Genomic DNA, 24,723 nt, shown 5'->3' with positions numbered 1-24,723 from the left:
AGGCGCTAGCCTATATCAAAACAACGGTTATTGTTTTGATATAGCTCAAAAGTGACTAGAATTTAGAAACTATATTGATAACCGACAAACATCTGTTGTGGTTTACTTGGTCTTGCGCCATAAGGTCTACGGCTGACAATTTCTTGGCTATCAAGGATATTATCGGCTTTGATATAGACTTTACCATACTGGCCAAGATAATAGCTTGCTGATAAATCGACAACAACATAAGCTTCCGTTGTTTCACCTGACAAAGTCACATCTTCACCCGAAGCTTCAAGCATTTCACCAACATAACGGGCAATAAAGTTAATATCCCATTGCTCCGCAGTAAGACCAAGGTTTAGCGTTAATTGATGCTCTGCTAAATAAGGTAAACCATCACCAGCCGTGATAGTGCCCCACATTGTAAAATCAGATTCAAAGCTATTTTTAAATTCTGAGTCACTGTAAGTGTAAACAACTGACATTGGTACATCTAATTGCTCGGATAGTTTAGCAGTATAACTGGTAGAGAACTCCAAGCCGTAGACATCAACTTCACCACCGTTATATTCTTTATCTAAATTATCACTACAAGATGATGCCGCAGAGAACGAACAACTTTCTTTTAAGTTACTCATATCGTTATAGAAAAATATCGCCTCGGCTTGTAAATCGCCCTGATAAAAACGGCCGCCAAACTCATAATTAACGCTATTTTCAATTTCAGTTTCCGGGCCTTCTTTTGGACTGGTAGGAATAAAGCCTTCATGAACACCAAAAAGTAAACCTAGGTTTTCATTTACCGTATAAAACAAACTCAAGCTAGGTAACCAAATATGTGAGCTTTTCTTTTGCCAATCATCTTCTTTTCCAACAACACGATTTTGATAAGTCGAATCGATAAACTCACCACGCAGGCCTAACGTTATATCAAGGGCATCGTATTTAATGGTATCTTTAAAAAATACCGCGATAGCGTCAGTTTGTTCGCGATTGGTGCTACCTTTAACTTGCGCTTCGCCATCACTAACTAAATGACCATCACGCATATCAAAAGTATCTTCGGTATGATTACGTTCAATTTGATCTTGATGAAAACGAGCACCAATATTAAATTTATGATTTAAACCAAACAGCTGCTGTTCAAAATAAAGCTCGGTTTGAATGCCTTGTGAATAATATTCACGGGCATTATCACCAACAATAATTTTCTCATGTTCTCCAGCACTATCGGCTTGGCCAGTTAATACTTGATAAAAATCGGCATTACCATCATCTTCGGGGTTGGCTAAGATATCTTGCAAATCACTATATTGATTATCAAACTTTTTAAAACCATTTATTTTAAACCACGAACGCTGAAAATTATTGCGATAAACACGTGTGGTAATATCAAAATCATTGGTTTGCATAAAGTGAGTAAACTGGAACTGCTCATGCTGCCAATCCATATTATCTAATTCGCTAGCAGCATAGCGACGATCTGGGCTGGCGTAAAAGTCGTCGTCGGTTAACCCTAGGTATGTTTCATTGGACTTTTCGTCTGCATAAGAGACTTTTAAGCCAAAAGTATGATCAACACTGCCTGTAGTTAGGTCATAACGAAACTTCGCCATAATGTCATTTTTATCAAAGCCGGTATTACCATCACCGTTGCCATAAAGCGTAGAGCCGCCACCATCCAGCTCTTTAAAGCCATCGGCTTGCATATTTATAGCTTCAACTAATACGCCAAGATCACCAATACTCGTGCCGTAATAACCGTGTACTTTGCTATAACCATCACTACCCGCTGACAAATCTATCATACCCTCTTGGGCATCAGGCACAGCACGTGTTGTCATATTCAATGCGCCAGCAACGGTATTTGGACCATATTTTATTGCCGCAGGGCCTTTAAATACTTCTATAGAAGTCATTTTAGACATCATAGGAAAATAATAAGCCGCTGGAGCAGAGTAAGGTGCGGGGCCGATTAAAATACCATCTTCCATTACAGTAATCTTTTTACTACGCTCTGGGGTAGCGCCACGAAAGCCGATATTAGGTCTTAAACCATAACCATCTTCTTCACGAATATTGACACCGGGCACGTTATAAAGCACACGGTTAATATCATCAAACTTGAATTTTTCTAACTCAGCTTCACCAATTAAAGTGGCTGAACCACCTTCAGTTCTTAGTTTATCCCCGCGGCCAATAATTTGAATACGCTCAATAAAATCAACTTTATTGCTGATACCATCAGCAATTTCATTAATATTACTTGCGGTACTTGCCGCCGTAGTTGTTTGAGCATTATTGCCTGAAGCTTTGTTATTGGTTTCATCCGCCGCTATTGCTTTTGATAGCGGTATTAAGCTGGTAGATAGTGCAATTGACAGCGCAAGTGCTGTCGTTGACAGGGTGAATTTTTTTGTCGAATTAGCCATCATTAATCATTATCTCCAGCAGAAGTTTTTGGCAGCTCTAAAGCTAGGCTGGTAATAAAGTCACTTTTTAGTTTATCGGTAATGTTTTTTACCTCGCCATGGGTTGCCAAGGCTTTATCAGAGTCTGTTGCTAATGTTGTCGCAAGTGATTCTTGATAATTTTTAGTATCCGCTAGAGCCAGTTCTACATGCTCATTAATGATGTTAGCGGTAACTTCATCACCAACATCAATTAAGTAATGACTAAAACCCAAGGCATCTACTTCATCGGCAGTTAAACTGCCTTGCATAAACATTTTCAGCGCTTGTAAGTTATTAGTGATATTTTTAATCGAGTGGTTAGCATATTTTGACTCAACGGCCTCGGGACAAGCTTGTGCACCACATTCATTGGCAAACAATCCTAGCGGTTTCGCTAACTTGCCATCTTTGGTGTATTTATCGAGGTAAAAAATGGCATCACTTAATTTGTTTACTGCTTCATGTTGCGTGGCAAAATCACTGCCGACAGTGCCTGCGCTTTTAAGTTTAGCGGCGTAACCACCATTACCATCACTGCCTAACCAAGCAGTTAATAGCTCATCAGCGTTATTTACAATATCACTGGCCACTTCACTAGAAAATTCACAGCGGACAACTTTACGGTATTGTTCTGTTTGATTATCCCAGCTGTCCGGTTTTGTTGAACCAGTACAAGAGTGAGCAAGGTTATCATTGAAAAGTAAGTACTCTAAGGCGACCATACTTTTACGTGAGGCTGTTCGCGTAGCGATATTGTAAGGTTGGCCATTAACACTGCCGGCTTTAAAGTAAGTTACATCAAGGTCAACACCACAAGTATTTTGTGTAGGCCATGAATAGATATTATTTCGTAAAGCTCCATCACCAATTAGCAAAGGGGACAATTGCATCATATCCGCCTGTTGCCATGAGTTCATAGCATTACGCCAGCTTTCTTTTGCCAATACTTTGGCATCATTTACTAGTGTTTCACTACCAGTACCCAAGGCAAGTGCTGACTCTTGCACACAGTAATTACTGATTGCTTGTTGTTGAGAAGAAGCTACCGAAGAAAATTGTTGATAAGTGGGCGTAATAACCTTATCAACGATACTGACAATTAACTTGCCTTGGTCAAAATCGGTATTAGTGTTTTGGCTGTTATTAAAGCCCTCACCACTGCTGCTGGATGAGTCTTCACCACAAGCGCTTACCAAAAATACTGAGGCAAGTGCCACGGAAATAAGCTTCTTATTGAATGAAAGAGCTAAAGAGAGTTCTTTGGGATACTTCATGAATTTATTTACCTTAACTTGACCTATATCTTGCTTAAACCTTAACAACAATTTCCCCTTGCACAATGATGCAAGTTACTAAGTATTTAAACGCAACAAAGCTCGAACAACATCCCTGTTCAAGCTTTGTTTAAAAATTTTAATTGTCTAACCTAGAGTTTTAATGCCCTAGACTAGCAATAAACGCTTACCAAGCAGCAACGTTTTCAGCATTAAAGTTGTACGCTATACGTAACAACTCACTAGCTAATGCTAAATCTTCACGATAACCAGTAACATCCCCAGTTAAAACTGGCGCATCTTTTAATAGCGTATGAAGCTCTAAAAACTTAGCAAATTTAGCTTCGTCAGTACCAGCAATTGGTGAGTATGGGTTAAATTGTAAACCTAAAGCAAAACCTTTTAGCTCAGAGAAGTGTTTAGCTGTTGTTGCATAATCAAACTCTGCAGTATCAACTTTTGCCAAATCTGCATCTAGATCATTGATATAGTGGATAACTGTAGCAACTACGCCACGTTCCCATGCATCAACGGCAACATCACGGTAGCCTTCTAACTCAGTCATTTGCGCTTCAGTTAATGCCATACCAGCATTATCATTAATAAGTTTACGACCGTTTAAGAAAGCATCCATGGCTTGCTTAGTGTAATCAGTAGACACAACAGCTTTACGGTCACGTTTAGCGGCATTAACTGAGTTACCAAAGTTAAACTCACTCGTTAAGTCGATACCATCTTTACCATCAGTATCATGTTGACCCTGCCATTCATCACGACCACCTTTACTCGCGATCTCATCGTCGCTATATGACAAGTAGTCTCTTGCTGCACCAAAATAACCAAAACCTTCATCAAATTGATGTTCTAATGAGGTGTAATCTTTAGTGCCTTTATCTTGAGCTATGTTATCTGCCGCTAAACCTTTAGCTTCATCCAAGTAATCATCAGTAGCTTGTGAGTAAGCCACTGACATCAATAAAAACTTTTGAATTAATTGATTTAAATCTAAACCATTATCAGTAACGTAAACAGGTATTTCATTATCTACAACTTGCTCTGCACCTGGTACATAACGTTTATCACCCAAAGTACCAATGGCAATATCAGCAATTTGTTTGAAATATTGTTGAACAAGACCATGAGGTGTTTTCTGTGGAAGAACATCCTCAGCAGGGACAAGAGGAGCAACAGTTTCCCATTCAGACCAACCAGCAAAGGCGATGTTTACACCATTGTAGTGACCGTCTGCATTTTGTTCACCATTCCATAACTTGTGTTGACCACCAGAATCATTACCAGCAACTTTAGATTTTAAGCTTTTATAGCTACTTGATAATTCTTTAAATAACTTTTGTTTCGCTGTAGTGAAAGTAATTTCAAATCCATCCCACGATTCTTCAGTGGCATCATAGTAGCTATTTAACTTATCAATAACTTGCTGCTCAGTGGTTAAATCGCCATTAGCTAAATCAGCTTGTAAACCGCCTTTACCAATGTAATGTTTCAGCTCGGCAATTAATGCATGACGTGCAGATTGACCACCGTAAGAAACACTTGAGTTGTTGACATCACCAACTTTGCTCATAAAACCGTAGTAATCAAGTAAATCATTTACTTCGATGCTTAGTACCTTTGTAACAGCAGTACCGCTACTATCAGTAGCTGTAATATTAACATCTACTGTTTGTTCTTTTTCATAATCAAATGAGTATTCAGCGGCTAGGCTTAATGTATTACCCGAAATAACAAAATTTTCATTGTCTGTTGAATAAGTAAATGATTTTATTGAATCTAAAATATCTGTAGAGATAGAGCCAACTTCAGCACCTTTTGAATTTTCATCAACTGAGTTACTTGATAATTCTATTTTAGTTATTTTGTCGTTAATTATTTCTTTGACATCGTCACTTGAACAAGCGCTTAACGTTGAGGTTGCTACCATTACGGCTATAGCGAGTGCTTTTCTTTGAAATTTCATTACTACTCCAATTGAGCTCATTAGTGCCAAAAATGTTAGCTCAATGTTAAATACTGAGTGATAACATGTAGACTAGAGCTATTTTGTATTATTTTAATTGCCCGCATAATACACAAAGTTAAACACAAATGCGAATAAATCTCATAAAGATGTAAGTTAATGTTACCTTTATTGATTTATAGCAACAAATTACCAATATAGGCAAGTGAAGCGATAAACTTAATCGAGATAAAATAGAAAAGGCCGCGAATGTGACCTTATTAGAATAGATAAGTATTAAGCTTAATATTAGGAAAGTGAGGATTAACGGCCGTTCATATCGCCGATAGCGTACTGTCTTCATAGTGCATCATACTTGGCATGATGATCATTGTAGTTTACTTATAACTGCATTGGCTAACAGCATTTGATGTAACTTAAATTTACTGCTTTCTTATCTGTTATATTTTACATTTTTTTATTGCTGAAAATAAAAAAGGCCGCGAATGCGACCTTTATTAGAATAGATAAGTATTTAGCTTACTATTAGCAAAGTGAGGATTAACGGCCAAACATACCGCCGCCACCGCCCATTCCACCACCTGGTGGCATCATGCCTTGCATGCTGCGCATCATTTTCTTCATGCCGCCTTTACCTGACATTTTCTTCATCATTTTTTGCATTTGAGCAAATTGCTTGAGCATTTTATTAACATCTTGGATCTGAGTACCAGAGCCGGCAGCAATACGACGCTTGCGAGAACCTTTGATAATATCAGGACGTTCACGTTCGCCCGGAGTCATTGAATTAATAATGGCTTCCATACGCACGGTGATTTTATCATCCATCTGATCTTTGATTTTATCAGACATATTGCCCATACCCGGCAGTTTATCCATCATGCCCATCATGCCGCCCATGCTTTTCATTTGCACAAGCTGGTCACGAAAGTCTTCTAAACTAAAACCTTTACCACTTTTAACTTTTTTAGCTAATTTCTCAGCTTGTTTTCTATCAACTTTTTGCTCTATCTCTTCAACAAGCGAAAGTACGTCACCCATACCCAAGATACGTGAGGCAATACGATCTGGATGGAATGGCTCTAGCGCTTCAATTTTTTCACCGACACCCATAAACTTGATTGGCTTACCGGTAATATGACGAATAGAGAGCGCTGCACCACCGCGAGCATCACCATCGGTCTTGGTTAAGATAATACCGGTTAATGGTAAGGCATCATTGAAGGCCTTTGCAGTATTCGCTGCATCTTGACCAGTCATGGCATCAACAGTGAAAAGAGTTTCTACTGGGTTGATAGCGGCATGAAGTTGCTGAATCTCGGCCATCATGGCTGTATCGATATGTAAACGGCCGGCAGTATCAACAATTAAGACATCGAAGAAGTTTTTCTTCGCATGATCAATAGCGGCAGTAGCGATATCAATGGGTTTTTGCGAGATATCACTTGGGAAAAAACCAACATTAATTTCATCGGCTAAGGTTTCCAGCTGTTTTATCGCTGCTGGACGATAGACATCGACACTGACAACTAATACTTTTTTCTTTTCACGTTCGGTTAAAAACTTTGCCAACTTAGCAACAGAAGTGGTTTTACCCGCACCTTGTAAACCAGCCATTAATACGATAGCTGGTGGCGCCGCTTTTAAATCAAGGCCTTCGTTGACTTCACCCATGGCTGATTCAAGTTCTTTCTGTACAATTTTGACAAAAACTTGACCTGGGGAGAGACTTTTAGAAACATCGGTACCAACCGCTTGCTCTTTTACTTTAGCAATAAATTCACGAATAACGGGCAAAGCGACATCGGCTTCAAGTAATGCCATACGTACTTCACGTAGGGTATCTTTAATATTGTCTTCGGTTAAACGGCCACGGCCACTAATGTTTTTAAGCGTTTTACTTAAGCGATCGGAAAGATTGTCAAACATGAAATACTCTAACAGCGAAATATAGGTGAGGTTAATGCTGCTATTATACCCAAATATCCCTAAGATGCGACAGCAGATAGTCCCGCATGTCATTTAGTGCTGATAAAAGTGAATTATAAATACTTTAGTGCACAAGATTCATTCGCTATTCTCAATTAAAGTACTGAGTAGCTTGTGAATAAAATAACCTTTGGTTTTCTTTAATTTAAGTCAATACTTTGCACGAATCACATGGCGCAGGAGATTTTATCTGATAGAATCAATTTTTTAATGGATATGTTCCGTTGTTTTAGGGGTTAATTAGTGGATTTTTTGGTTATAGGTTCAAGTTTAGCTTTTGTGCTTTATATACTTGCTACGTTAGCAATCGTTACACGATTATTTCATCCTAAAGGACCGAATATCACTTTAGTATTAAGTTTAGCTACTGCTGCTATCACGGTACATGGCTTTAATGATGCCTTATTATTCTTCTCCCAAAACAGTATCAACTTTAACTTACCCAATGTGATTTCCTTAGTCAGCTTAGTTATCACAATGGTGATTACTCTGGTGGCGCTGCGCTTTAAAGTCAATTTATTGCTACCCGTGGTCTATGGTTTTACCGGCTTATGGCAATTAGTCATCATCTTTCTTCCGCCCATTGACTCCATTCCCTTGGTGGTAGAGAAAGTCATTTTATTGAGCCATATCAGTTTTGCCTTAATTGCTTATTGCATTCTCATTATTGCGACCTTATTTGCCTTCCAAGTCACTTATATCAACTTAAAACTAAAAAATAAAAACTTGACCGCTGTCGCTCATTTACCACCACTTATGCAAGTAGAGAAGCAACTTTTTAGTATCTTAACCGTAGGTACAGCCATTCTATTTGTTAGTGAAGTTATTGGCTTTGCTTTCCTTGATAACTTTCTGGCGAAAGAAAATGCTCATAAAACTGTACTATCACTGCTAGCTTTTGCTATTTATTGCCTTATTCTTTGGGGACACTTTGAAAAAGGTTGGCGTGGTCACCGAGTCTTGGTATTAATGATCAGTGCCAGTGGCTTACTGACATTAGCTTACTTTGGTAGCCGCTTGGTTAAAGAATTCATTTTATAAATAACCACTATTTCTCCCTGCCCTTGTCGCAATGACACTGCTGGTATAAGCTAGCAGTGTTACATCATTATTTTAATTTTTAACTTTTACTTTAGCTAAAGGAAATTCCCTTTTTGGACAGTATATCCACCCAGATGCTCTTTACCATTCTTGGCATCTTAATCGTTTTATCTGCCTATTTTTCAGGCTCTGAAACCGGCATGATGTCATTGAATAGATATCGATTACGTCACCTCGAAAAACAAAAGCACAAAGGTGCTAAGCGAGTCAGTAAATTACTTGCTCGCCCTGACCGCCTTATTGGTTTAATTCTTATTGGTAATAACCTGGTTAATATCGCAGCCTCGGCTATTGCCACGGTAATAGGTTTACGCTTATTTGGTGACATGGGAATTTTGATTGCCACCGTAGTATTAACCTTAGTCATCCTAATTTTTGCTGAAGTCACCCCTAAGACTCTCGCAGCGCTGTACCCGGAAAAAGTGGCCTTCCCGAGCTCAATAATTTTAAGCTTATTACTTAAACTACTCTTCCCTCTAGTGGTCGTGGTCAACTGGATAACCAATAGTTTCTTGATGCTTTTAGGTATTAATGCTGAACAAAGAGAGCAACATAGTCTTAGTAGTGAGGAATTAAGAACGGTAGTAAACGAATCAGGTGCGCTATTGCATCAGCGCGACCAAGCTATGCTAGTAAGCATTTTAGATTTAGAAAAGGTCTCGGTTGAAGACATCATGATTCCCCGCAATGAATTAGTAGGTATAGATGTTAACGATGATTGGAAAAAAATACAGAAGCAACTTACTCAATCAAACCATACTCGAGTGCTGCTTTATCGCGATAGCATAGATGATGTTGTCGGTTATATACATGCCAGAGACGCATTAAAGCTTCTATCCAAAAACCAATTTACTAAGGCGACATTACTTAGAGCGGTTCGTGAATTATATTTTATTCCTGAAGGCACACCATTAAATATTCAGCTATTAAAGTTTCAGCATGCTAAAGAACGCTTGGGCTTAGTGGTTGATGAATACGGTGATATCCAGGGCTTAGTTACTTTGGAAGATATTCTTGAAGAAATTGTTGGTGATTTCACCACCACCATGACGCCACCCACCAGTGATGAAGTTACCTTGCAGCCAGATGGCAGCTATTTAGTCGATGCTAGTGCCAGTATTCGTGATATTAATAAAGAGATGTCATGGCAATTGCCCACAGATGGACCTAAAACTCTTAATGGCTTGATTATCGAATACTTAGAAGAGATTCCACAGAGTAATATTAGTTTGCGAATTTCAGGCTACCCTGTAGAAATCATTGATGTGGCAGGCAATATGATAAAAACAGTACGGGTAATGCCTGAGCATTTTATTGATGATAACCCCGAAGACGAATAATTAAACAGTAACAAAGTTAACCACAAAGTTATCCACAGAATAGGGCTTTCGAATAACCTCATTCAGCTTTCCACAATTTCTGTGGATAACAATAGCCAACCCTATCAGTAGCAGCACTTTGTTATATCAACAACTATTTAACAAAAAAACAGTCTTTATTTTCTATTTTTCTTCTTAAAACGCTAGCTATTGCTGAAGCTATTATCACAGCTAGCCTTAGCGCTTTTTCGTTGTAAAAAGAAGAAAATGACAATCTTTATGGCACTGTGTTTATGATCATTACTAGATCTAAGCTGGTAAAAATTAGCCTGCATAACTAATATGCAATGATTTACTTTAGCCAAAGAATAATCGCCATAACCAACCATGATCGAGATCTTTTTCACAGCTCTTTAATTGACTACTATAACGCCTAGCTCGGTTATCCACTTTACGCGACACCTTAACTAACCAAGGCTTTTTCTTATAGCTTTTCTGCTTAAAGCCACCCCAGCCTTCGTGGTAATTTAGGTATTGGTTATATGCGTCCCATTTGGAGACACCATTCACTTTTTGGGTTTTAAAGATAAACCAGCCCATAAAATCAATGGCATCATCAAAGTCATCGCGATCAGCACCTGAATTGCCTGTTTCCCGCACGTAGTCTTTCCAAGTCATGGTTTTAGCTTGAGCATAGCCATATGCGCTGCTCACCCTACCCCAAGGAATAAAACCAAAGAGGTAATCTCTTGGTGGGATGGCATTATGACGAAAAGAGCTTTCTTGATACATCATACTCATAGGCACATGTATAGGCACACCCCAGCGCTCACGAACATCTTTAGCGGCAAAGTACCAATCACGGTGTTCGCGAAATATTTCACAAATATTTTCAGGGTTTTTAGGAGGTGGTGTTGCACAACTTACCAGCAATAAAACACTTGCAGCAGTTATTAAGGTCTTTTTACATGAAGGCATATACAAATAACAGTTATTTAAATCTACCTTGATAATGCCAGAAACACTTAACCAATGGCAGTTATTGCGAGTAAATTTATCATCTTTAAGTTAACCGATAAAATTATTTAATAATAAATAAAAATAATTTGAACTAAACCTTAAAGCGGTACTCTTACTAAACAGTTATGTTATTCCCTTAGTGTTTCATGTTTTACGCGCTTACTTTTATAGTTAAGCGCTTTTTTTTGCCTAGGATTTAGAGATAACTATAACAACACTGTTATTCCGCCATCATTAGTACCGTTTCATGCTTTTACACGCTCTCTCGTTCCTTTAAAAGACTGTTGAGCGCTTTTTTTACCTGACATTCAGCAAGTAGAATAACAACTATGTTATTCCGACCTCATTAGTGACGCCTCATGCTTTTACCGCGCCTTATAGTTTTAGTTAGGCACTTTTTTTGTCTGCGATTCAGCGAATAGAATAACCATGATGTTATTCCGCCTCTTATTAGTGATGTCTCATGCTTTACGGGTTTCCCTAAATTAAATCGTGAGTTTTAATGTTTAATTAGAAATAATGTGAACTAAACATAAAAGTGGCACTCTTACTAAACAGTTATGTTATTCCCTTAGTGTTTCATGTTTTACGCGCCTTCTAGTTTTAGTTAGGCGCTTTTTTTTGTCTAGAATTCAATAACTGAAAATGTACCGAATAACAGCTATGTTATTCCGCCTCTTATTAGTGATGTCTCATGCTTTTACCGCGCCTTTTAGTTTTAGTTAGGTGCTTGATTGAGAGCAACGCCGCGTTGGCGTATTTTACCCCGCAAAAGTGGGTAATAATTTAACGGAATGGGTATAAGGTTTAATAACAGACCATGTAAGCGTAACAGCCTTATTATTCCACTATCACTTGTAAGGTATTCGCTTTAGCCATTTTCATCGCTAAAACAAGCTTCAGGGCGTTCTAAAAGGGGAAATGGTAGTCTACTGCGCTCTAGGTAATGAATTAAACTATGGCAGTTTTTATCAGGATGAACTTAATGAATATAAATAATTTTTAAATAAAGTGAACTTCTCGTTTGATACGACGTCTTAACTATTGAAACATTCTTCCCTGGATTGCTTTCATTTAATTTAAGTATTGTTTGCTTAGATAACCGGCGCGTCAACTTGACGCGCTTTTTTTATCTCTATCCTACTGGTTTATCTATTAAGAATTCACTCAGTCCTACCTAGTTTTAAGCGAAATAGTCAGATAAAAACTCATCGAAATCTAGTACATCACCTGCTTCAATTTCAGCTTGCGCTTGATGAGAAGCCGGCACACTTTCGTCAAAGAAGGCTTGGTTATAAAACTGGTAATCGCGAGCTTTCGCCTGTTGTTGATATTGACTGGCTTTCTCTAAAGCATAGCTTGATAAACTCTGCTTTTGAATAGCCAATATTAGCTGCGCCGAAGGCGTTAAACTAGCATCATTAATTTTAGCTTGCTCACGAACAATAGCGGCACTGTAATTACTGGTTTGGTAAGCCTTATCTAACAGCTCAGCCACAAGTTGCAGCTGCTCAAATATCTCATTACCCCAAGTAGTAACCGATTTAAGTTTAACTTCACCTAGGTTATTGCTATCAGACAATAATAACTCAGGGTCTCTACCACGTAACACTACCTCATTCATATTCGAGTCATGAATTTTTTGTGCCGCGCAATCAAACTCTTTATTGTCGACAAAAGCGCAAAAGGTAAGGAATATATCTAAAAAGTGAACTTGTTCGATGCTAATACCGGTATCTGAAAAAGGATTAACATCAAGAGCTCTCACCTCAATGTATTCTACTCCACGCTCTCCTAACGCAACAGAGGGCTTTTCTCCAGATTTAGCCACTCGTTTAGGACGAATAGGTGCATACAGCTCATTTTCAATTTGTAGTACATTGTCGTTCAGTTGTTGGTATTGGCCGTTAACCTTGACACCAATGCCTGCAAAGTCTTTAGATTTTAGTTTTATCGCTTGTTGTACACCATCAACATAATCTGCCAAGTTGTTGTAACAGATTTTCAAGGTTGATTGCTCAGAGCTGGTATAACCTAAATCACTCATGCGTAAAGAAGTAGCATGCTCAAGGTAAAGCGCGCCAAAAGGTGATTTTTTAAAAGGTAACTTATGTTCTATACCTTGTAAGAAAGAGCCACAGATCGCCGGAGAGCTACCGTATAAATAGGGGATCAACCAACAAAAACGTTTATAATTTCTTAAGATAGAAAAATAGCGTTCAGAAATGAAGTCACCTAGCGGTAACGACTGCTCACCTGATGACTCTATTTTTGCAGTCTCATGTAGCTTATGTTGTACTTGCCAAAAATCTTGCGAAAATGAAAAGTTAAAATGAATTCCTGAGATGACTTGCATCATAGAGCCATAACGATTTTTCAGCCCTTGACGATAAACCGTCTTCATTTTACCAATATTAGAACTACCATACTGAGCAAGCGGTATCTTTTCAGCATCATTAACAAAACAAGGCATACTCATCGGCCACAACAGTTCTCCTTCAATATTCTCAAAGGTGTACTTTTGAATGTCTTGTAATTGGGCAATAGCTTGCTCTGGTGAATAACTTACCGGGGTAATGAATTCAAGCAAAGTCTCTGAATAATCGGTAGTTATCTGTCCATGGGTCAGCGCTGAACCCAGCTGATGATAATGACTATGCTCAGATAATTTACCTTCTGGCAATATGCGCAATGCTTCTCGCTCTATACCGCGCCCAATACCGGCAACGGCAGCTAAATTTTCACTTTGGCTAAAGGCGCCAATATAATCTGTTAATGAGAGTGTCAAAATAATTCCTATCTATACGAATGCGCTAAGTAGAGCCATTAGCTTAATTTAGTATTTAGCGAGTAAGGGTTTAAGTGTCTAAAACAAAAGACCCCTTATTGATACGATATTAATAAGGGGTCTTTTAATGTTTTTCAATACCTAGTAATTAAATTTCGGCTTTATTTGTTATACCTAAGGTTTTATTTGGCCAATTCTAAATCAACCACTTCAATACCAAGCTTTTCTAATTGTGGCTTAACTACTTGACCGTCACCAACCACAATCCATTGCATAGGTTTTGCTAATTCTTTTGCGGCAATCGCATTTAACTGCTTAAGGGTGATGTTTTTGATAATTTCACCTTGTTGCTCACCGTAATTAACCGGCAGATTAAATTGTAACAATTGTCTTAAGAAACCACTTTTTTGACTCGGCGTTTCAAAACTTAACGCTTCATTTTGTGAAATAGCTTGGCGCATAAAGGTAACCTCATCATCCGTTAAGCCATGTTGCTGGTAATTTTTCAGCTCTGCTTCGATTTCAAGCATAGCATCATAGGTATGCTCTTTTTTAACACTAGCGCCAGCACTGAAGCGGCCGAGGGTTTTACCTGCCGAGAAGTAACTTGAGGCGCCGTAGGTATAACCTTTGTCTTCACGTAGGTTTAAATTAATACGGCTATTAAACGCGCTACCTAGCGGATAATTCATTAACGTTGCTTTAAAGTGTTCACCTGTTGCATCATAAGTCATTGCTCGGCGAGAAAGCTTGATTACCGATTGACTGGCATTAGGTAAATCCACAAAATAAAGTTTATTTGGCGTTACTTGTGGGAACTGATAATCACCATGAATACTGTAGTCCTTGCCCTGCCAAGCTTTCAAGGGCGACAATTTCGCTAATAACTCAGCTTTATCAATATCTCCCACTACCACTAAACTTGCCTTAGCCGGTGAAAAGTAAGCTTGATAAAAGCCTTTGATATCATCAAGTGATATAGCCGATACCGTAGCTATGGTGCCGCTATCAGCTAAACCAAAGCGATTATTCTCACCGTAAGTCACTTGCTTTAATGCTCTACTGGCTAAAGTACGTGCATCTTTATTACCTTGCTCTAATCCTTGAATTAACTGATTTTTAACTCTATCAAAATCCTCTTGAGCAAAGGCAGGTTTAAACATCATTTCGTTCATTAACGCTAGCGTCGCATCAAGATTTTTAACTAAACTGTTAACTTTGATATAAGTGTTACGACCTGCTGCACCGATAGAGATATCACTGCCAAGTTTAGCGAGTTCATTCGATAACTCTTCTTTGCTGTGTACGGTAGTGCCTTCATTCATTAAGCCCGCGGTTAAACTCGCTAAGCCGGCTTTTTCGACTGAGTCGAGTAAGACACCGCCATCAAGACTTAGTAATAAACTTACCGTTGGTGTTTCACTGTTTTTAGTGGCAATCACTTCAATGCCATTATCAAATTTCTCACGCCATAAACTTGGTACGGTAATCTGTGGGTTTGCGCCAGAGCTAGGCATAACACTGCGATCAAAATCACTGGTGTTTTTCATCAGTGGTGTATCAAGTTGTGCCAGCGTTGGTGGCTTACTGATATCCGGCAGAGTAAAGTTGTTTGCTTTTGCTATTAGCGCTTCTTGTCCGTGAGGCACTATGGATAATACTGCCGCGCCCTTGCCTTGAATATATTGCTTAAATACTCGCATAACATCGGCTTTGGTCACTTTATTATAACGAGCCACTTGTTGTTCAGTGTAATTAGCATTACCTAGCATGGTTTGATAATGAGCTAAGTTAGATACTTTACCTGAAACACTTTGCAACCCATAAATGGTGCCAGTTTCAATGCCTACTTTGGTTTTTAATAAATCATCGGCATTTACACCGCGCTCTTCAAACTCAACTAGCGTGTCATTAATTACTTGCTCAATTTTTGTCAGTGATAAACCTTGTTGTGGGTTTGGCAAAGCAAAGAAATTCATACCACACGCTAATTCACGACATGGATGACTCGCTCCTGCTTGTACGGCAACGCCAGATTTCACTAAGTTTTTATAAAGTAGTGATGTTGGACCTCCACCTAAAATATTCGCTAATACATCTAATGCAGGCTCATCAGCATGCATGCCGTAAACCGTTGGAAAGCTAATGTAAAGTAATGGCAAAGAAACGTTATCGGTAAAGGAGTAATAACGATTATCGGTCAGGGTAACTGACGTCTTAGCAATGTTTTCTACCGTAGGACCGGCATTAAATGCACCAAAGTACTTATTCACCCAAGCAAGCGTTTGCGCTTCATCGATATCACCACCGATAGTCAATACCGCATTATTAGGTCCGTACCAACGAGAGAAAAACTCTTTTAAATCAGTTACTGTGCCGCGGTCTAGATCTGACATATAACCAATAACAGGCCATGAATAAGGGTGTTCTCGTGGGAAGATCATTTGATTCACGGTTTCATTTAATCGGCCATAGGGACGATTATCAACATTTTGACCACGTTCATTTTTTACCGTTGCACGTTGTATCTCGAATTTTTCTGGAGTGATAGCTTCAAGTAAAAAACCCATACGGTCAGACTCAAGCCACAACATTTTTTCTAATTGGTTTTTCGGCACAGTTTCAAAATAGTTAGTACGATCTGAATTGGTGGTGCCATTTAAGTCGCCGCCACTTTGCGTAACCACTTTAAAGTGCTGCTCATCGGCAACATTTTGTGAGCCTTGAAACATCATATGTTCAAAGAAATGGGCAAAGCCGGACTTACCTAGCTGTTCACGGGCTGAGCCAACATGGTAGGTAACGTCAACATGTACTAAAGGGTCAGAGTTGTCTTGATGTAAAATCACCGTTAAGCCATTAGCTAACTGGTACTTTTTAAAAGGTATATTAAGCGTACCTTGTTGAGCTGTAACCGTTTCAATTAAACTTACGCCGGTAGGTAACTGCGTCGTTTCTTGACTACTACAAGCAAATAATAACGCTGTACTAGCGGCTATCGCCGTGACTTTAAATGTAGATTTAAATTTATTTATTACCTGCGCAGAAAAGCGGCTTTGAGGAGATTTTCGCAAAATAACATCCTGTAAAAAGAGTAAAATATTTATGATTGAATTATCATAGCAAACATAAAGTCTTTTCGGTTAATTTAAATGTTTAAAACTATTACAGAACATCATGATTTTATTGTGGTTGATAAAGAACCGGGCGTTAATTTTCATGATGAAGGTAAAATCGGCTCCGGGCTATTCTCTTTAGTAAAACAGCAAATACAAAGCCATAATAAGAATGCCGAACTTTACCCAGTACACCGCTTAGATAAAATGACTTCAGGTTTGGTAATCTTTGCCAAAAATCTAACCTGTGCACAAACCTTTGGTCAGCTTTTTAATGATCACGATATCGAAAAATACTATCTTGCCATTGCGGATAAAAAACCGAGTAAAAAACAGGGTCTAATTAAAGGTGATATGGCAAAAAGTCGCCGTGGCATGTTTAAGTTATTACGCACCATGGAAAACCCGGCAATTACCCAGTTTTTCTCTTATAGCATTGCTAACAAGCAAAGGTTATATCTGCTTAAACCTCATTCGGGTAAAACCCACCAATTACGGGTAGCACTAGCGAGCATAGGCGCGCCCATTGTTGGCGACCAACTTTATTACAGTACCTCAAAAGCAGACCGAGGTTATTTACATGCCTATGCACTGAAGTTTACTTATTTAGGTGAAGAGTTTGAGTTTACTTCGCTACCGAGTAACGGTGATTATTACTTAAATACAGAGGTTAATGAGCTATTAACGGCAATAAAAAAACCTTGGCAGTTAAACTGGCCAAGGCTTTAAGGCTGGAACTTTCAAACATTACAGCTATAGAGTTTTATATACCCGTTACCATTCAAAGTGCTCGATTTCAGTGGGAATTAAAATGCCTTTAGGCAAGGAGAATAATTCAAACATAGTCACTCTATGTTTTGATTATTTACCGCTGCATAAAGACATTTTAAACCCATCAGAGAAGCGTTTGAGCAATTCCACTTCTTCGTTGCAGTGACTTAGAAGGGAATAACCATTCCTTCATCACTGCGCCTTGAATTGAAATACCTCAAGCGCTCTGAATATGCATCTTGAGTGGTGACGGGTATAGGTTTAGCTAACCTTAACAAATAGGTTAACGGCTATCTGTTTGGTGTTTATACAAGACATAATATGTGACGTGTAGTCTGCTACACGAACATACGATAACGCAGTATAAACTTCAAACAGGTGTCGTTAAAGAGAATGCCAGAATACTAATGCAATAGCTGTCGGACATACAAACTTAGTGTACCAAGGCCAAATCTTCCAGAAGAGGCTATGTTCCGCGGTATCATTACCTTGTTTAATCTCCGCTAAGATATCACTTCTATGCCATATCCAAGTGGCAAAGACACAACACAGCATGGCGATGATAGGCTGACCATATTGCGTTGATAAAATAGCAACAAAATCTAACATCCATTCTAAATTAACCACAATAATAATACTTAGCACTAAAATGCCTAAGCCAATAAAGGTGGTTGCTCGCTCACGTGGTATATCATGACGTTCTACCGCAAACGATACCGGTCCTTCCAACATAGATATACTCGATGTTAATGCCGCAATAGACATTAAAACAAAGAAGCCAAAGGCAACAAATAAACCAACAAAGCCCATTCCCGAAAATAATGCCGGCAAAACCGTAAAGACCAAGTTAGAGCCAGATATTAAACTGCCGTCTTCGGCGAATATAGCTACGCCCTGCGCCTGTGCTACATACATAGATGGGATAATTAATAAACCTGCTAAAAAGGCAATAGAGACATCAATTAGGGTCACTTGTGCGCCTAGAGTCACTAAGTTTTCTTTCTTCGCAATATAAGAGCCATAAATAATCATCACGCTGGTACCCAGTGACAAGGAGAAAAATGCTTGCCCTAAAGCACTGATCAATAGATCAGGCTCTAATACTCGAGAAAAATCAGGATTTAAATAGGCATTAAAGCCCTCTCTTGCGCCTTCAAGGGTAAAAACATAAATGATTAATAATATCAGTAAACCGATTAACATAGGCATCAGGCGCTTTGACCATTTCTCAATGCCCTGCTCAACACCACTTCGAATGATTAAAATGGTCAGTCCCATAAAGAACGCGGTAAATAGAATATTGCGTATAAGGGAGTGATTTATCAACCAGTCAGCTGCGCCAGTTAAACCCACTAACCTTGCTAGGGGTTCAATGGCATAAGACATCATCCAACCGGCGATAATGCCATAAAAACTTAAAATAAGTGCCGCACAAATAATGCCGCCAAAACCAACGACAAAGCCAAAGCGTTTTTGCCAAGTATTACGGGCAATTTTTTGCATACTACTCACGGCATTGGCTTGACCATAACGGCCAATTAACAGTTCCGCCATAAAAGCTGGGTAAGCTAAACAAAATGCCAAGACTAAATAAACGAGCACAAAAGCAGCACCACCATTACTCGCGGTTTGGGTTGGAAAACCCCATATATTGCCCAAACCAACAGCCGAACCTGCCGCTGCCATGATAAAACCGAAACGCGAACTAAAGCCGCCTCTTGAAACACCCATTTACTTCCTCACTCTCTTGCATTCACTTTAAAAATTATCCGTTGAATTTAGGTTACCCTTACTTTCAAGGAGAATATTATTGTTATATTTTATAAGTGCCCTAATCTACGCAATTACGGCTAAGAAAAATAGCGTTAGAGGTTAAATAAAGAAAAAAGCCCGGTGTATCACTCTCTGTACAGAGTTTTACACAAGGCTTTACATGTTTTAACACTATAACTTATCTGCAGCTAAGCATTACTTGTTATAAACGATAAATATTATCGGCACTATCTCGGTCAATGTATTTCACAAAAGGATCTACACCAGCAAATTTAGGTTTACCCTTTACCCGCACGGTGATTTCGTTACTACCGGTTTTAATTTCATGTTTAGCTAAATATAAAACAAAGTCTTTGGCTGAGAGATCTTCAGGGTCAGCACTAAATAAACCAATATCGATTGAGTCAACAAACTCAACCTCAGTTTCTTTACCTTGACCATCAGCTCTTTTTAAAGCGGCATCAATAGTAAGTGTTACGTCATAAAAGTCATCCATACCGTCAACAGCCACTACTTTTACATCGGTTGTCTTGAGGTCGTATAAACTAATATGTTCAAACAAATTACTGACAAACGCTTGTTCTTGCTCTGTCGCTTCTTTTGTTAAGTAAGCCATTAAATCTAGAGTGGTAGGATAAGGCGTACTTTGATACTTAAACGCTGTTAAAAATGCCTTCAACGCTGTATTAACCTTTTGCTCACCTAAACGATCTTTAAGTGCCATCATCACAACAGAGCCTTTACGGTAATGAATATATTGCTGATTTTCACTACGATAAAGTGGCATTTCTTCTATAGACTCAACACTTCGTCCACGTAAATAACGATCTAATTCGTATTTCAAGAACTTACGGATTTTTTCTTCTCCGTATTTTTTCTCCATTACCATTAACGCACTATATTGTGAAAGCGTTTCCGAGATAATCGCATTGCCTTGCACGTTAGCGGCGCCTACTTGATGTCCCCACCATTGGTGAGCGACTTCATGGGCCGTCACATAATAAGCTGGATCAATATCTTCGGGGTTACGTACATCGCTGATAAAACCAATATTTTCAGAGTACGGTACGGTATTAGCAAAGCTTTGCGCAAAACTTCTATACCCTGGAAATTCAATAATACGTAGTTGCTTGTGTTGATAAGGGCCAAAGTGTTCCGTGAAATAATCAATAGAGTCTTTCACTGACGCTATCATGCTATCCACGTTCATTACATGATTTTTGTGGAAATACACTTCAATATCAATACCTTTATATTGCTCTTTTCTACTCGCTAAATCTGCAGACATGAAAGAGTAAAAGTTTACGATTGGGGCATCCATTTTATAATGATAAATTTTTCGCTCACCAACCACTTTTTCAGATTGTAGATAACCCGGTGCGATAGCAAATTGATTCTTCGCAGTTGAAATTGTTGCTTCAAAATCAATAAAGCCAACACCATTGCCGAAAAAGCTCTCATTATAAAAGCGGTCATCTTCAAGTTTATTTGCTCGTTGCAAGGGTTCTAAATCATGGTTACGACGTTTATGGCGATCGCTGAGCTGAAAGCCTTTTTGATAGCCAAAGGTTGGAAACAATTCAAAGTTATTTATGAAGGTGCCATTTTTAACTAAGGTAACGTCATAATTACCATCAGTGAAACCATTATTATCTCGCGTTACGGTTAACTTACCTTGACGGATTTCACCGGGTTGTAAAGGTTTATCAAAAACAAACCATGCGCTTTTAAACTGAGTATCCATTTCACCTAGAGTACCGCCGTCAATTTCAACATTCCATTGTTGTGTATGCTGTGGTTTAGTGACTAAGAACTTTTCAATAGCAGTGTTTGAGGTATTTGTTAGCGTTAATTCAGCAACCGCTTCAATTCGCCTTTCTTCGGGGTAAATATCTACTTTTGCATGGGTTTTGGTAATGATCGGAATTGCCGCATTAAGATGCTCAACATATTTTTTCTCATAGGCAGCTTGCAAGTCTTCACTATCATCACTAATCACAAATTCATTAACAATACGGGTATTATAATGAATGACACTGCCTGCACCGATAAACAGTACTAAACCTAAAGCTATGCTTACTTTACCTGGCGTAGCAAGATAATAACTGACTTTATTTAGACGTGTTTTAATTTTTTGCGCTGGTCCTCTATGCCAAAGTGCATAGGTCAAGCTTGCAAAAACAATAGTTAAGCCGCCCCAATAAAGCGTATACCAATGCTGGCTTGTTAAAAAGCTACCATAACCATTGATATCTGAATATAACACCTGTGGTGCACTGCCAAACTGAAACATATTGTGGCTAAAACCAAAGCTACTTAAGGTTAGAGAGCTAATAATAAAGAGTACAAATAACAACATACCTATATATTTATTTGGGCTAATCACTTGTAAGAAAAATGCGAGTACAGCAGTAAAGATTAGTGGCAGTAAATTAACGTAACCTAATCGTATTACATACTGGGATAGCTCAATATGGTTATAGCCCTGTAATAACTGATTTACCACAGCAACCGCTATGCCACAAACATATAAAAGTGCCAGTACTAAACTGATTGCAATTATTTTTGATAACCAAAAAGTTATATTGTTCACTGGCATAGAGTCGACAATATCACCCATGCCTGAATTACGTTCACGCCAGACAATTTCAGCACTGTAATAGGCCAGCACGATCATCATTAACAAGCCTGTTGAGTTAGAAATTAATGAAACCATACTTTGCGTCAACGGCCAATTAGGCGTACCAAACATACCTTGCGGGTCTACCAATGGAGCGACTAACATAAAAATAGTTAATACTGATAACACCAAAAATGGTGCACTGAAAATCACTTGTTTAATTTCAAATAATATACGCATGCGCATATGCGAACCAGTTTGAATACCAGAACTTTTTGTAGAAATATTGTTTTGTAATAACTGAGGGATTTTTTCAGTTTGCAGTGTTAGCTGTTGTTCAGCTTTTTTCAGTGCTTTTTTGCTTTGCTTTTTTACTTTGCCTTGGCTTAAACGTACTTTCGAACGAAAACCACCAAACAACACCATAATTACCACAGAAGCGCCAAGCCATAACAAACGGTTCTCAAGTAAAATCCCCGATAGCTCTATTGGGCTATTATTTTTATCAAACATAGTCCAATAACGGGTTACTTCACCAAAAGTATTCAAGCCAAATGGATCAAGTAATGCCGCCAATGTTCTGTATTCAGGTTCATTCAATAACTGTCCTGAAATAGAGTAAAGAATAAATAAAGCAACGGCAGATAAATAAACCGCCATCATAGAACGAAACCTAATAGCTACGGCATAAAAAAAACAAGACAGCACAAATAAACTAGGCAATGATAAGTAAAAATAAGCACTAAAGTAGTAACTTAAATTAGTTGGCCCTAAACGTTCAGTATCAACCCAACCCGCTAGTTCACCTAGAACAGTACCGATAAGTATGCCTAAAGGTACAAAAGCAAATACTGTAGCAACAATCGCAAATGAGCCTAAAAAACGACCCAGTTGGTAACTTAATGGATTAATCGGTTTACTGTAAAGTAACTCCGACATTTTACTGGTTTCATTTCGGGTTGCCGTACTCGCAACAAAATTAACGACTAAAAACATGGCAAATATGCCCATGATCAGTAGTGTTTGGGCAATAGAAAATGGCCCGTTATATAATACATTACCGCCACCGCCAATTTGTATATTTTCACTTACTGTGGCAAAAAAAGTCAGTAAAAAAAACAGTAAACTGGTGACATAAAAAGAAGGTTGTCGAGTAAAGTATCGCCATTCAAAGGCAAACATTTTTATTAACATAATAGATTCCTCATCCTTTATTTCGCTAATTAAGCAACTTTGCTTTTTGTTGCTGCTTGATGAGTTGAACGATGCTGGTTTAATGTTGAAAAATATACATCCTCCAAATTCGCGGGAGCCGCTTCAAAACCTAATGGCGCATTTTCAGCCATAATATGCACGATAGTTTGTCCGGCAAATAAGCGTTTAGAAATCACATTGTATTGCTCTTCAATATTACTTAGCTCAGTTTGCGTAATTGCTTTACGCCAAATTTGACCATTTAACTGGTTAGTGACTTCAATAGGGTTACCCTCAAGTACTATTTTACCTGATGCTAACACCGCCATATTAGGACAAAGTTCAGTCACATCTTCAACAATATGTGTTGATAATATAATGACCTTTTCTTCACCTAAGCCCACTAACAGGTTATGAAAACGATTACGTTCTTCAGGGTCTAAACCCGCGGTTGGCTCATCCACAATTAATATATCTGGATCGCCTAATAGCGCCTGAGCAATACCGAAACGTTGACGCATACCCCCAGAAAAACCACTGACGGCATTTTTTCTGTGCTGATAAAGGTTAGTTTGTGCTAACAACCCTTCTACCGCTTCTTTGCGTTCGCCTGCATTTTTTAAGCCTTTCAATATGGCTAAATGATCAAGTAATTCATACGCGCTAATACGAGGATATACACCAAAATCTTGCGGTAAATACCCTAAGCGTTGCCTTAAGGCTTGAGGATCATTGAGTACATCAATGCCATCAAAGTCAATACTACCGCTGTCTGCATCTTGTAACGTTGCTATGGTACGCATTAATGACGATTTACCCGCGCCATTTGGGCCAAGTAAACCAAACATGCCTTTTGGTATTTCTAAGTTGACGTTATCAAGCGCTTTAACGCCATTATCATACGTTTTGGATAGGTTTTTTATTATTAACATTATTATTCCTGCGTTGTTTTATTATTTGCCTTCATGGCTATTTTATTAAAAAATAATTATCTCTTTTCAATATTTATTGACCACCAAAATTGATGGACGATGAACGATTAAGACTTTTGTCGGTTCTAGGAGTCTAGAGGGTTTTGACTAGTGAGAGTTCGATATCACAGACTAATCGTAGATTATTGAGAAGAGCTATATTGTAGTGCGCAAAGTACGTTCCTCAATTTCAAGAGGCATGCACTGCGATGAGTTTAAAATATCTACAAAGCTAACAATAACAATTTGTTAACCGAATGTAAATTCCAAAAAAGTACTACTTTTTATTCACTTAAGTATTAATACCAACTTGGTATAGGTGTATTGATTAACGCACATAAAAAAGCCCATTGTTACAGTGTGATAAACAC

General features: G+C 38.5%; 13 protein-coding genes. 3 read left to right on the top strand and 10 right to left on the bottom strand.

The window, feature by feature from the left end:
• Nucleotides 1-62 precede the first annotated feature (62 nt).
• From HRT55_RS08175 to ffh, 4 genes are all read right to left on the bottom strand, one after another.
• Complete coding sequence (locus HRT55_RS08175) at nucleotides 63-2,420, bottom strand: TonB-dependent receptor (RefSeq protein ID WP_291620293.1); 2,358 nt, start codon at nucleotides 2,418-2,420, stop codon at nucleotides 63-65.
• Nucleotides 2,420-3,712, bottom strand: coding sequence for an imelysin family protein (locus tag HRT55_RS08170; RefSeq protein ID WP_291620291.1), 1,293 nt, complete (start codon nucleotides 3,710-3,712; stop codon nucleotides 2,420-2,422). The genes HRT55_RS08175 and HRT55_RS08170 overlap by 1 nt, the downstream gene beginning before the upstream one ends.
• A gap of 187 nt (nucleotides 3,713-3,899) precedes the next feature.
• Nucleotides 3,900-5,690: a DUF4856 domain-containing protein gene (locus tag HRT55_RS08165; RefSeq protein ID WP_291620289.1), complete on the bottom strand. Its 1,791-nt coding sequence runs from the start codon at nucleotides 5,688-5,690 to the stop codon at nucleotides 3,900-3,902.
• A 540-nt stretch (nucleotides 5,691-6,230) separates the two neighbouring features.
• Nucleotides 6,231-7,619 carry a signal recognition particle protein gene (gene ffh / locus HRT55_RS08160; protein WP_291620287.1) on the bottom strand — a complete coding sequence of 463 codons (1,389 nt, stop codon included), beginning with the start codon at nucleotides 7,617-7,619 and terminating at the stop codon, nucleotides 6,231-6,233.
• 303 nt (nucleotides 7,620-7,922) lie between these two features.
• Here ffh and HRT55_RS08155 point away from each other — a divergent pair, with 303 nt between their 5' ends.
• The gene (locus HRT55_RS08155; RefSeq protein ID WP_291620285.1) at nucleotides 7,923-8,720 is read left to right on the top strand and encodes an inner membrane protein YpjD; all 798 of its coding nucleotides are present in this window, start codon (nucleotides 7,923-7,925) and stop codon (nucleotides 8,718-8,720) included.
• 113 nt (nucleotides 8,721-8,833) lie between these two features.
• The gene (locus HRT55_RS08150; RefSeq protein WP_291620282.1) at nucleotides 8,834-10,120 is read left to right on the top strand and encodes a CNNM domain-containing protein; all 1,287 of its coding nucleotides are present in this window, start codon (nucleotides 8,834-8,836) and stop codon (nucleotides 10,118-10,120) included.
• Nucleotides 10,121-10,456: 336 nt separating this feature from the next.
• Here HRT55_RS08150 and HRT55_RS08145 read toward each other — a convergent pair whose 3' ends face one another.
• The 3 genes from HRT55_RS08145 to HRT55_RS08135 all read right to left on the bottom strand — a co-directional run bounded on the left by HRT55_RS08145 (nucleotide 10,457) and on the right by HRT55_RS08135 (nucleotide 16,942).
• Nucleotides 10,457-11,077 carry a hypothetical protein gene (locus HRT55_RS08145; RefSeq protein WP_291620280.1) on the bottom strand — a complete coding sequence of 207 codons (621 nt, stop codon included), beginning with the start codon at nucleotides 11,075-11,077 and terminating at the stop codon, nucleotides 10,457-10,459.
• A 1,225-nt stretch (nucleotides 11,078-12,302) separates the two neighbouring features.
• Nucleotides 12,303-13,907 (bottom strand): glutamate--cysteine ligase, encoded by a 1,605-nt coding sequence (gene gshA, locus HRT55_RS08140; RefSeq protein WP_291620278.1) that lies wholly within the window; start codon nucleotides 13,905-13,907, stop codon nucleotides 12,303-12,305.
• A 182-nt stretch (nucleotides 13,908-14,089) separates the two neighbouring features.
• Nucleotides 14,090-16,942 carry a pitrilysin family protein gene (locus tag HRT55_RS08135; RefSeq protein WP_291620465.1) on the bottom strand — a complete coding sequence of 951 codons (2,853 nt, stop codon included), beginning with the start codon at nucleotides 16,940-16,942 and terminating at the stop codon, nucleotides 14,090-14,092.
• 117 nt (nucleotides 16,943-17,059) lie between these two features.
• On the opposite strand from HRT55_RS08135, the gene HRT55_RS08130 reads away from it, so the two are divergent.
• Nucleotides 17,060-17,752, top strand: a complete 693-nt coding sequence (locus tag HRT55_RS08130) for a TIGR01621 family pseudouridine synthase (RefSeq protein ID WP_291620276.1) — start codon at nucleotides 17,060-17,062, stop codon at nucleotides 17,750-17,752.
• Nucleotides 17,753-18,178: 426 nt separating this feature from the next.
• On the opposite strand, the gene HRT55_RS08125 is transcribed toward HRT55_RS08130, so the two are convergent.
• The 3 genes from HRT55_RS08125 to HRT55_RS08115 form a co-directional block, all read right to left on the bottom strand.
• Nucleotides 18,179-19,525, bottom strand: coding sequence for a sodium-dependent transporter (locus HRT55_RS08125; RefSeq protein ID WP_291620274.1), 1,347 nt, complete (start codon nucleotides 19,523-19,525; stop codon nucleotides 18,179-18,181).
• Between the two features lie 244 nt (nucleotides 19,526-19,769).
• Nucleotides 19,770-23,381, bottom strand: coding sequence for a M1 family aminopeptidase (locus HRT55_RS08120; RefSeq protein ID WP_291620272.1), 3,612 nt, complete (start codon nucleotides 23,379-23,381; stop codon nucleotides 19,770-19,772).
• A gap of 29 nt (nucleotides 23,382-23,410) precedes the next feature.
• Entirely contained in the window at nucleotides 23,411-24,313 is a 903-nt protein-coding gene (locus HRT55_RS08115; protein WP_291620270.1) for an ABC transporter ATP-binding protein, read from the bottom strand.
• Between the last annotated feature and the right edge of the window lie 410 nt (nucleotides 24,314-24,723).

The sequence above is a fragment of the Colwellia sp. genome (assembly GCF_013214175.1).
Taxonomy (GTDB): Bacteria; Pseudomonadota; Gammaproteobacteria; order Enterobacterales; family Alteromonadaceae; genus Colwellia.
Note: the sequence above shows the minus strand (reverse complement) of the source record. Positions and strands in the feature narration are given on the sequence as shown.